The sequence below is a fragment of the Streptomyces prunicolor NBRC 13075 genome, from assembly GCF_000367365.1.
In the GTDB taxonomy this organism is placed as follows: domain Bacteria; phylum Actinomycetota; class Actinomycetes; order Streptomycetales; family Streptomycetaceae; genus Streptomyces; species Streptomyces prunicolor.
This window is the reverse complement of the sequence record NZ_BARF01000051.1, coordinates 99,839-110,406: the sequence shown is the minus strand read 5'-3', so window position 1 is coordinate 110,406 and position 10,568 is coordinate 99,839. Positions and strand designations below refer to the sequence as shown.

The window sequence follows — 10,568 nt, the reverse complement described above, 5'->3', positions numbered from 1 at the left end:
CTTACTTGATAGACCCACCCCGGAACCCCAGGTCCATGTCACAGCCGCTGAGGTTATGCTCACCTAAGCTGCTGGCGGGGCCGTCCGGTGGTCCGCCAACAGGGTTCCAGAGCACGGAAGATGCCCCGGTGGCACCACGGAAGACGACATGGAGACCGGCAAAGTGGCTTCAGGCAGAAGGCTTCGCACCACGGTGCTGGTGACACTGGTCGTCGCCCTCCTCGTCCTGCTGTCGCTCCTGTCGATCGCCCTGGGCGCGCTCAGCGTCCCGCTCGACCATGTCGTGCGCTCGGTCCTCGGCCATCCGCCCAGCCGCCTCGTCGACAACGTCATCTGGTCGGTGCGCGTGCCCCGCACCCTGCTCGGTCTGACGACGGGCGCCGCGCTCGGTCTGTCCGGCGCGCTGATGCAGGCCCTGACCCGAAACCCCCTCGCGGACCCGGGCATTCTCGGGGTGAGCGCGGGGGCGTCCTTCGCGATCGTCGTGGCGGTCGGGGTGTTCGGGGTGGCCTCGCTGTACGGCTACGTGTGGTTCGCGTTCGGCGGGGCGCTCGTCGCGAGTGTCGTGGTCTTCTTCCTGGGGCGGCTGGGCGGGTCCGGGGCCACACCGGTGAAACTGGCGCTCGCGGGGGTCGCGATCACCGCGCTGCTCCAGTCGTTCACCAGCGCCATCGTCCTCACCGACCAGGACGCGCTGGACCGCTACCGCTTCTGGTCTGCCGGCACCCTCGCCGACCAGGACTCCGGCGAGCTGGTGCGCATCCTGCCCTTCCTCGCCGTGGGCGCCGTACTGGCCCTGTCCCTCGCTCCCGCCCTCAACAGCATGGCCCTCGGCGACGACGTGGCCGCCTCGCTGGGACGGCGGCTCGGTCTGGTACGGCTCCAAGGGGTCACCGCCGTCGTCCTGTTGACCGGCGCGTCCGTCGCCGTCATCGGTCCCGTGGTCTTCCTCGGTCTGGTCGTCCCGCACATCGCGCGAGTGCTCGCGCAGTACGCCGGTATCGGCCCCGACTACCGTTGGCTGCTGCCTCTTTCGGCCGCGCTCGCGCCCGTGCTGCTGCTGTCCGCCGACATTCTGGGCCGGATGGTGGACCGCCCGACCGAGATCCAGGCCGGTGTCCTCGTCGCCTTCCTCGGCGGCCCGTTCTTCATCGTCCTGGTCCGCCGCCGGAAGCTCGCGGAGGTATGAGCGTGCCCTCACCCGTTGTCGCTCCCCCGCGTGCCGCCCTGGGCAACCGGCCGTTCCGGCTGGCCGTGCCCCCGGTGTCCGGCGTGCTGCGTCCACGCCTGCTGCTCACGGGAGTCGGCGTCGCGCTCGGCGCGTTCCTGCTGTTCTGCTGGGGCCTGACCATCGGCGACTATCCGGTGGCCTTCACGGATGTCATCCGCGCGCTGTGGGGTTCGGGCGACGCGGGCACGGTCATCGTCGTCCAGGATCTACGGCTGCCCCGCGCCCTCGTCGGGCTGCTGGTCGGCGTCGCGTTCGGGGTCTCCGGGGCGGTGTTCCAGACGATGACCCGCAATCCGCTGGCCAGCCCCGACATGATCGGACTCACCGAGGGCGCCGGAACTGCCGTGGTGGCTGCGGTAGTTCTCGGCTGGACCGGCGGACTCGGGCTGTCCACGCTGGGGTTGCTCGGCGCGCTGGCCACGGCGCTGCTCGTGTACGCGCTGGCATGGAAGGGCGGGGCCACCGGATACCGCATCATCCTCGTCGGCATCGGCGTGTCCTGGATCTGCTCCAGTGCCACCAACTTCCTTGTGGCGCGCGGCAATCGGTTCGAGGCGGAGGCGGCGCTCGGCTGGCTGGTCGGCAACCTCAACGGCCGGACCTGGAACCAGGTGGACTCCCTGGCGATCGCCCTGGCCGTGCTGCTGCCGATCACCCTGGGCATGGGCCGCTGGATGCGCACGCTCATGCTCGGCGACGACGTGGCCGCCGGGCTCGGCACCCCCGTCCAACCCGTGCGGCTGGCGCTGCTGTTGGCGGGGGTGGGCCTGGTCGCGTTCGGTACGGCGGCCGCCGGACCGGTGGCGTTCGTCGCGCTGGCCTGTCCGCAGATCGCCCAGCGGCTCGCGGGCACCTCGTCGCCGCCCCCGCTCGTCTCCGGTCTCACCGGCGCGCTCGTCGTCCTCGGCTCCGATCTCCTCGCCCGCGAGGCGATCCCGGGGACGGAACTGCCGGTCGGGATCGTCACCGGCGCCCTCGGCGCGCCGGTCCTGCTGTGGCTGCTCATCCGCGCCAACCGCGCGGGCTCTGGAGGCTGATCGCATGTCGACCACTGACCCGCGCACCCCGCGGACATCCGAAGCACCGGCCCCGGGGCCCGAGTTGCGGGCACGTGATCTTCATCTCGCCTACGACGGCCGGCCCGTGGTCGAGAACCTGAACCTGACCGTGCCGACCGGCCGGATCACGGCCATCGTCGGCGCCAACGCCTGCGGGAAATCAACCCTGTTGCGGGCGCTCGCCCGGCTACTGGCCCCGCGCCAGGGCGTGGTGGAGCTGGACGGTGTCGCGCTGCGCTCCGTCCCCACCCGTGAACTGGCCCGCAAACTGGGCATCTTGCCGCAGACGCCGGTGGCGCCGGAGGGGCTGACGGTCCTCGACCTGGTCGGCCGGGGACGTTCCCCGCACCAGACCTGGTGGCGACAGTGGTCGGCGGCCGACGAGGAAGCCGTGCACGCGGCCCTCGAAGCAACCAGCCTCACCGACCTCGCCGAGCGCCCGGTCGACGAACTCTCCGGCGGCCAGCGGCAGCGCGCGTGGATCGCCATGGCCGTCGCCCAGGGCACCCCGATCCTGCTCCTCGACGAGCCGACCACCTATCTCGACCTCGCCCACCAGATCGACGTACTCGACCTGATCACGGACCTCAACCGGCGCGAGGGCCGCACGATCGTGATGGTCCTGCACGACCTCAACCAGGCCTGCCGGTACGCCGATCACGTCATCGCCATGAAGGCCGGCCGCATCGTCGCCGAGGGCGCGCCCGCCGACGTGGTCACCGAGGCGACCGTTGAGGACGTCTTCGACCTGCGCTGCCGGATCACGCCGGACCCGGTCAGCGGCACGCCGTTGGTGATCCCGCTGGGGCGGCATCACCACGACGGCACCTCCCCGGCCGGGCAGCCGGGTGTCTCCGAAAAAGTGTGACACTTTCGCGAGAAGTGTCACACTTTTCCGAACCCCCTACCGCCGCCCCGCCGCCGAAGTCCGCCGGCCGACGTGGGGCCGGCCGATCACGGTCGGGACGTCAAGTACCCGCCCATCGTGCGGAAGTAGTCACCGGCCGCGTACTCGGTGCCGTCGTCCGTGCGTACCCTGCGCACCAACAGCCCCTGGCTGCGCCCGGTGTGGGCCTCGGGGCCGGCCACTATGACCACGCCGTCGCCCTCGCGGATGAAGATCCGGCCCGGGGTGCCGCCGTAGCGTCCCTCCGAGACGGCCGCGGAGACGATCCTGAGCCGCTCGCCGCGGTGGAAGGCGTATGCGTTCGGGTAGGGGTCCGACTGGGCCCGTACGAGGCGCTCCAGGCGTTCCGCGGGCCAGCTCCAGTCGATGCGGCTGTCCTCGGCCGAGCGCTTGTGGAAGAAGCTGGCGCGGCCGCGGTCCTGCGGGACCCACTGGCCGGCGTCGCGGCCGGAGGCGATCAGGTCGAGCGACTCGCGCACGATGGGTGCGATGAGGTCGACGGTCCGGTGGAACAGGTCGGTCGCCGTGTCGGTGGGCCCGACCGGTACCGAGCGCTGGATCAGGACGTCTCCCGCGTCGAGTTCGCCGTTCATGCGGTGCGCGGTGACGCCGACGCGCGGCTCGCCGTTGATGAGCGCCCAGATGATCGGCGAGAAGCCCGCGTACGACGGCAGCAGCGAGTCGTGGACGTTGAGGGTGCCGTGCGGCGGGAGGTCGAACAGCTCCGGCGGCAGCCAGGTGCGCCAGTTGTTGGCGACGATGATGTCCGGCCGCGCTTCCCGTACGGCGTCGAGGAGTTCGGCGTCGTCGGGGCGGTTGCGCAGCAGGACGGGGACGTCGTGCTTCTCGGCGAGTTCGGCGACGCTGTCGTCCCAGATCTTCTCGTAGGCATGCTCACTTTTCGGGTGGGTGACGACGAGAACGACCTCGTGGTCGGAGTCCAGCAACGCCTGCAGCGTGCGGTGACCCCAGGTCTGATAGCCGAGCATGACGACCCGCATGACGGTCCTTCCCTTCAACGACTCATTGCAAGGTTAGCCTTACCTTATCTAGCATTGGGCTGCCTGAGGGAGGCGATGCCACGGTGAAGTCACCGCTACTGGATTCCGAAGTGGTCCACGACATACTCGGAATCGGATTCGGTCCGTCAAATCTCGCTCTGTCCATAGCGGTTGAGGAGCACAACAAGAGCCTTCCGGCAGACAGCCGTCTCAACGCCCTGTTCCTGGAACGCCAGCCGCGCTTCGGCTGGCACCGGGGCATGCTGATCGACGACGCCACGATGCAGGTGTCGTTCCTCAAAGACCTGGTCACGCTGCGGAATCCGACCAGCGACTACAGCTTCCTCTGCTTCCTGCGCGAGCAGGGCAGACTGATCGACTTCCTGAACCAGAAGACCCTGTTCCCGCTGCGCGTGGAGTTCCACGAGTACTTCGAGTGGGCGGCCGAGCGGGTCTCCCACCTGGTCTCCTACGGCAGCGAGGTCATCGCCGTCGACCCGGTGCGCGGCGACGACGGCGAGATCGCCTACTTCGACGTCACCAGCCGCGACCCTTCGGGTTCCGGTACGACGATCACCCGCCGGGCGCGCAACATCAGCGTGGCGATGGGACTTGAGCCACACGTTCCGCCGGGTCTCGAACTGGCCGAACGGATCTGGCACAACAGCGAGTTGATCCCCCGCGCGACGAAACTGGCCGACGAGGGCAAGCCCGTACAGCGTGCCGTGGTGCTCGGCGCCGGGCAGAGCGCCGCCGAGGCGGTGGACTATCTGCACCGCACCTTCCCGGACGCGGAGGTGTGCTCGGTGTTCGCCAAGTACGGCTACACCCCTGCGGACGACAGCCCGTTCGCGAACCGCATCTTCGACCCGGAGGCGGTGGACGTCTACTTCTCGGCCCCGTCCGAGGTCAAGCAGTCGCTCATCGACTACCACCGCTCGACCAACTACTCCGTGGTCGACATGGACTTGATCGAGACCCTGTACGCCACCGCGTACCGGGAGAAGGTGGCCGGCCGGGAACGGCTGCGCTTCCTCAACGTCTCCCGCATCCGCGCCGTCGACGCCGCGTCGGACGGCGGTCTCGACATCGCCGTGGAGTTCCTGCCCACCGGCGAGAAGCAGGTGCTGTCCGCCGATGTGCTGGTGCTCGCCACCGGTTACCGGCCCCGCGACCTGAGTTCGCTGCTCGGCGAGGCGGCGAAGCTCTGCCTGCGGGACGACGGCGACGAGGTCCGCGTCGGCCGGGACCACCGGGTCGAGACGGTCCCCGAAGTCACCGCGGGCCTCTACCTCCAGGGCGGCACCGAGCACACCCACGGTCTGACCAGCACGCTGTTGTCGACGGTCGCGGTGCGCGCGGAGGAGATCCACCGCTCGGTACAGGCGGCGAAACTGCCCGTCTGACGCCGCATGAACTCCCCGGGCCCGGAGGGTACGGTCCCTTCCGGGCCCGGGGTTCTGTCTGTGCTTGCCGGTGTTCGTGCTTGCCGGCCGCCGCTGGTCAAACCTCAGTCACATCAGCGGCGTTGAGGGCCGACCATCTCCGCGGTGTCGGGGACCGGGCCCGCCGAACACGTCCGCCACGCCCCGTACGGTCCTGACCGCCCCGCAGGTCGCCGCGATCCAGTCCATCGCCATCCGGTGGTCGTCGTGCGCCCGGTCGGCGACCGCGTCCGCGACGACGAACGGTTCCATGTCCTGCATCCACGCGTCGGCCGCCGTCAGCAGCACCTGGGTGCGGGCGAACACCCCGACGATCACCGGTTGGTCGCGCCCCAACTCCGCGAGCCTGCGCCGCAGTCGGGTACCGGCGAAGGCACTGAACCGCTTCGCGACCAGCACGCTGTCGCCGACCTGCGGCCGGATCGCGTCCACGACGCCACGGGAGTCCTCGCTGCCGGGCAGGCGTGGATGCCCGAAGCTGGTCTCCCGGCCGTCCGGTTCCCGTTCGGCGGTCTTGAGGGTGTACAGGACGGGGATGCCGGCCGCCCGCGCCGACTCCGTCAACAGGCCGACTCCGGCGAGGAGTTCGCCTACCGGTGCGGAGGACTCCCGCAGGACGTGCAGGAAGTGGTTCTGGACGTTCAGGACCACCAGCGCCGCACGGCCCGGGTCGATGGACCAGCCCGTCCGGTCCGGGGGCAGCACGGCGGAACCGGGCATGACGTACGGGACCATGTCGGATGTCGGCATACGCGTCGGCCTCTCACCGGTCGTCGAAGGTCGTGGGGAACGCGGGACATCGGGCCGCGTCGCCGGTGTTCGGCTCAGTAAGGCCCATGGGTCCAGCGGCCGTTCGTCAGCGTGGCGTGCACGGGCATCGCGCGCAGGGTGTCCGGTTCGGCGTCCAGGGGGTCCGCGTCGACGACCACCAGGTCGGCCGGGTCGCCGACGCGGATGAGCCGACGTCCGCGAGCCGCCGCGACCAACGCGTCCGGTACGGACATGCGTTGCTCCGGGTGCCAGGCGGGGCGTTCGTCATCGGTGCGGCTGACGGCGGCCGCGATGGCGAGCCAGGGGTCGAGCGGTGAGACGGGGGCGTCCGAGCCGAACTCCAGCCGGGCCCCGGCGGCGAGCAGGTCGCCGTAGGCGAAGGCGCGTTCGGTGCGTCCGGCCCAGTGCCGGTCCGCCACGTCACGATCGTCCGTCACGTGCCGGGGCTGCACTCCCGCCACCACTCCCAACTGGGCGAATCTCGGCAGGTCTTGGGGGCTCAGCAACTGCGCGTGCTCGATCCGGCCGCGGCAGCGCACCGCCTCGAAGGCGTCCAGGGCAACGGTGTTGGCGCGGTCCCCGATGGCGTGCACGGCGGGTTCGATGCCGTGCGCGGCGGCGTGCCGCATGAGCCGTACAAGCTCCTCGGGTGCCGTCTCCTCGATGCCATGGGCGCCGTCCGTGCCCTCGAGTCCCGGGTAGGGGTCGCGGCACAGGGCGGTACGGGTGTTGAGCGAACCGTCCGTGAAGAGTTTCAGCGGGCCCATCCGGACCAGACTCCCGTCCGCGCCGACCTCGTCCCCCGTACGCAACCCTCGTCTGATCGCGGCGTCCAGGTGACTGGCGTAGACCGCGGCCGACACCCGTACGGCGGGCCGGAATCGGGCCGAGCGCCGTTCCCAGTCCGCGACCGTGTCGCCGAACTGGAAGTCGATGACACCGCTGACCCCGCGCGCGGCGGCGGCCCGGCAGGCGTCCTCGATCCAGCCGTCGACCACGTCGGTCGGGGCCGCGGGCAACGCGGAGAGGACCTCGAAAGCCTCGTGTTCCCTGATCAGGCCGGTCGGATGGTCGCCCCGGCCGACCAGGGCGAGGCCGGCGGAGTTGAGCCACGCGGCATGCAGATCGGCACTGACCAGGGCGACCGGCCGATCGGGCGACACCGCGTCCAACAGCCGCTTGTGCGGGGCGTCGGCCCACAGCCCGTCCCGGAACCCGTACCCGTAGAGGACCGCGCCGTCGGCCGCCCCCGCCCGCTCCCGGACGAGATCGGCGACGGCCTGTGCGGACGCGGTACCGGCCAGGTCGAGACGGTGCCGGGCGCTCGCCCACTCCGCCAGGTGGACGTGGGCGTCCCAGAGGCCGGGGAGCAACACCCGCCCGCCGAGGTCGAGTTGACGCCCGCCGTCGACCTCGGCGCCGGAGCCCGCGTCCGTCTCCGGTACGACGTGAGTGATCCGGCCGTCCGCCACCCGCACCCGGGCGAGCGGCCCACCGGCACCGAGCCGCACCCGGGTGAGAGTCAGAGCGCTGGGGTTGTCCGCCATAAGGGCCTCCAGGGGAATGCCGAGAGCACTCCTCCAACGATTCCACCACATTAAGTAAGGCTTACCTTACCTTGTGGACCGCGCCCTCCGCTGCCTGCTTCACGTCGACACTCGTCCGCACCCGCAGGTCCCCCGCCGAAGCCCCCACCCACACAGCCCGCCGCCCGCTCCCGAGCACCCACGCGTGCCGCTTCGTGTCCCACGACGACAAGGTACGCGCATCGACATGCACGGTAACCCGCCGCCGCTCCCCGCCACGCAGCGCGAGCCGCCGATAGCCGCCCAGCACCCGTACGGCCTGGTCGAGTTGGAGTTCCGGTGAGCGGCCGACGTACACCTGAGGCACGGCCACGCCCGCCCGTCGGCCGGTGTTGCGGACCGTGAAGGTGACGTCGAGCCCGTGACCGTTCCACCGCGCCGACGCGTCCTCGTAGGAGAAGGAGGTGTACGACAGCCCGTGGCCGAAGGGATAGAGGGGTCGGACGCCCTCCGCGTCGTACCAGCGGTAGCCGACGTGGATGCCTTCCGAGTACTCCTCGGTGCCGTTCACGCCGGGGTAGCGGAGCGGGTCCCCGGCGACCGGGTGGTGGGTGTCGTCGACCGGGAAGGACTGGGTGAGCCGGCCGCCGGGGTCGCAGTCGCCGAACAGGACGGCGGTCGTGGCGGCGGCGCCCTCCTGGCCCGGGTAGTACATCTGGAGGACCGCGCCGGTGCGCGCCAGCCATGGCATCGACGTCGAGGACGAGGTGTTGAGGACCACCGTGGTGCGCGGGTTCGCCGCCGTCACCGCGTCGATCAAGTCGGCCTGGTTTCCGGGGAGTTCGAGGGTGGTGCGGTCGACGCCCTCGGTGGCGTCCTCGTAGGCGAACAGGACGACACCGCGGGCGGCGCGTGCCGCGGTGACCGCCTCGGCGACATCCTGGGCGCGGGTCTCGCCGGTGCTGCGCCGCAGCCGGAACAGCAGTCCCGCGTCGCCGCCCTCGGCGGTGATCTTCAGGGTGTGGGCGCCCTTGGCGAGGGTGAGGGTCTTGCGGCGGACGGAGAGGCCGTCGGGGTCGGCCGAGACCAGGCCGCCGGAGAAGTACTCGCCGTATCCGGCCGCGAGCGGGAACAACTCCTCGCCGTCCAGGAGGACTTTGGGGCGGGCGGTGGGGGCGGAGGAGAAGTGCAGGACGAACGTCCACTCGTCGGACCCGGTCACGGCGAGCGAGCCGTCGTACTCCCAGGTCTCGCCCGCCTCCACCTGCCGGCCCTCGCTGTCGAAGGCGGGCGTGAGCGAGGACACGGGGATGGCCTTGCCGAACAGGTCCTCGCCGAGCGCGTAGGTCACCCGGGTCCGCGAACCGGCCCGCGCCTTGATCGCGTCGAGCGGGCTGTCCGCGTGATCCGGTACGACATGCGCGCTGCCGCCGCCGCTCACGAAGGGCAGGGTGCCGGTCGGGCCGATCACCGCGATGGTGCCGCCGCCGGTCAGCGGGAGGGTGCGGTGCTCGTTGCGGAGCAGGGTCGCGCCCGCCTTGGCGACCTCCAGTGCTACGGCCGCGCCCGCCTTCGCGTCGCGCGCGGGACGCGGCGGCACACTGCCGTCGAGGAGCCCGAACCGGTCCATGACCCCGAGGATCCGGCGCACCGCGCGGTCGACATACCGCTCGGGCAAACTGCCGTTCTGTACGGCCGACTTGAGGGGCGTGCCGAAGTAAGTGCCGTCCGGCATCTCCATGTCGAGGCCGGCGGTGATCGCGGCGACGGTGCTGTGCGCGGCGAACCAGTCGGTCATCACCCAGCCCTCGAAGCCCCATTGGCCCCGCAGGATGTCGGTGAGGAGGGTCTTGTTCTCGCAGGCGAAGGTGCCGTTGACCTTGTTGTAGGCGCCCATCACCGCGCCGGTGCCGGCGCCGACGGCCGCTTCGAAACCGCGCAACTCGATCTCGTGCATGGTCTGTTCGTCGACCCGCACGTCGATGGAGTCGCGGTCCTTCTCCTGGTTGTTCATCGCGAAGTGCTTGACGGTCGCGATGAGCCCCTCGCCCTGGATGCCCTTGATCTCGGCGGCGACCAGGTCACCGGCGAGCAGCGGATCCTCGCTGAGGGTCTCGAAGTTGCGGCCCGCGTACGGGGTGCGGATGAGGTTGACCATCGGGGAGAGCAGGACGTCCTGGCCCAGCGCGCGGCCCTCGCGGCCGACGACCTGGCCGTAGCGGCGGGCGAGTTCGGGGTCGAAGGCGGAGGCGAGCAGGACGGGCGCCGGCAGGGCGGTGGCGTGTGCGGTGACGCGGACGCCGGCCGGTCCGTCGGTGAGCCGTAGCGGCGGGATCCTCAGGCGCGGGACGCCGGGGATGTAACCGGCCTGGCCGAGCGAGTCCGGGTCGGTGGCGCCGTGCAGGAGGGAGATCTTCTCATCGAGGGTGAGCTTCGCCAGGAGTCCTTCGACGCGGGGGCCGGCGCCCGCCTCGGGTCTGGCCTGCGCGTACGCGTGCGACGGGGAGGCGAGTCCGGTGGTGGCCGCGCTGGCCACCGCGATCGCGCCGCCCAGCAGTCGCAGGGCGGATCGCCGGGACACGGTGTCGGTCATGAGCCGTCACTCCTTCGGTGTGCGGGCACGACGGTG

At 71.0% G+C, this 10,568-nt stretch carries 8 protein-coding genes; 4 read left to right on the top strand and 4 right to left on the bottom strand.

What is annotated here, in order from left to right:
- The first annotated feature begins 148 nt into the window (after nt 1–148).
- Genes SPR02S_RS23490 through SPR02S_RS23480 form a run of 3 tightly spaced genes read left to right on the top strand, consistent with a single transcriptional unit; the run spans nt 149 to nt 3,157 of the window.
- Complete coding sequence (locus SPR02S_RS23490) at nt 149–1,189, top strand: FecCD family ABC transporter permease (RefSeq protein WP_019059448.1); 1,041 nt, start codon at nt 149–151, stop codon at nt 1,187–1,189.
- On the top strand, nt 1,186–2,268 hold the full coding sequence (locus tag SPR02S_RS23485; RefSeq protein WP_019059447.1) for a FecCD family ABC transporter permease: 1,083 nt from the start codon (nt 1,186–1,188) through the stop codon (nt 2,266–2,268). Before SPR02S_RS23490 ends, SPR02S_RS23485 begins: the two co-directional genes overlap by 4 nt.
- A 4-nt stretch (nt 2,269–2,272) precedes the next feature.
- Nucleotides 2,273–3,157, top strand: coding sequence for an ABC transporter ATP-binding protein (locus SPR02S_RS23480; RefSeq protein ID WP_019059446.1), 885 nt, complete (start codon nt 2,273–2,275; stop codon nt 3,155–3,157).
- 86 nt (nt 3,158–3,243) lie between these two features.
- Here the strand turns inward: SPR02S_RS23480 and SPR02S_RS23475 are convergent, their stop codons facing one another.
- A complete protein-coding gene (locus SPR02S_RS23475; protein WP_019059445.1) occupies nt 3,244–4,197 on the bottom strand; it encodes a methionyl-tRNA formyltransferase in 954 nt (317 codons plus the stop codon).
- Between the two features lie 110 nt (nt 4,198–4,307).
- On the opposite strand from SPR02S_RS23475, the gene SPR02S_RS23470 reads away from it, so the two are divergent.
- Nucleotides 4,308–5,603: a lysine N(6)-hydroxylase/L-ornithine N(5)-oxygenase family protein gene (locus SPR02S_RS23470; protein WP_019059444.1), complete on the top strand. Its 1,296-nt coding sequence runs from the start codon at nt 4,308–4,310 to the stop codon at nt 5,601–5,603.
- A gap of 108 nt (nt 5,604–5,711) precedes the next feature.
- Here the strand turns inward: SPR02S_RS23470 and SPR02S_RS23465 are convergent, their stop codons facing one another.
- The 3 genes from SPR02S_RS23465 to SPR02S_RS23455 all read right to left on the bottom strand — a co-directional run bounded on the left by SPR02S_RS23465 (nt 5,712) and on the right by SPR02S_RS23455 (nt 10,532).
- Entirely contained in the window at nt 5,712–6,392 is a 681-nt protein-coding gene (locus tag SPR02S_RS23465; protein ID WP_019059443.1) for an isochorismatase family protein, read from the bottom strand.
- Nucleotides 6,393–6,466: 74 nt separating this feature from the next.
- On the bottom strand, nt 6,467–7,960 hold the full coding sequence (locus tag SPR02S_RS23460; protein ID WP_019059442.1) for an amidohydrolase: 1,494 nt from the start codon (nt 7,958–7,960) through the stop codon (nt 6,467–6,469).
- 61 nt (nt 7,961–8,021) lie between these two features.
- Nucleotides 8,022–10,532: a beta-glucosidase gene (locus SPR02S_RS23455; RefSeq protein WP_019059441.1), complete on the bottom strand. Its 2,511-nt coding sequence runs from the start codon at nt 10,530–10,532 to the stop codon at nt 8,022–8,024.
- Nucleotides 10,533–10,568 lie beyond the last annotated feature (36 nt).

Coding starts and splice junctions, on each gene's coding strand:
- SPR02S_RS23465 (WP_019059443.1), bottom strand. CDS start 6,392: ATGCCGACATCCGACATGGTCCCGTACGTCATGCCCGGTTCCGCCGTG.
- SPR02S_RS23490 (WP_019059448.1), top strand. CDS start 149: ATGGAGACCGGCAAAGTGGCTTCAGGCAGAAGGCTTCGCACCACGGTG.
- SPR02S_RS23475 (WP_019059445.1), bottom strand. CDS start 4,197: ATGCGGGTCGTCATGCTCGGCTATCAGACCTGGGGTCACCGCACGCTG.
- SPR02S_RS23480 (WP_019059446.1), top strand. CDS start 2,273: ATGTCGACCACTGACCCGCGCACCCCGCGGACATCCGAAGCACCGGCC.
- SPR02S_RS23485 (WP_019059447.1), top strand. CDS start 1,186: ATGAGCGTGCCCTCACCCGTTGTCGCTCCCCCGCGTGCCGCCCTGGGC.
- SPR02S_RS23455 (WP_019059441.1), bottom strand. CDS start 10,532: ATGACCGACACCGTGTCCCGGCGATCCGCCCTGCGACTGCTGGGCGGC.
- SPR02S_RS23460 (WP_019059442.1), bottom strand. CDS start 7,960: ATGGCGGACAACCCCAGCGCTCTGACTCTCACCCGGGTGCGGCTCGGT.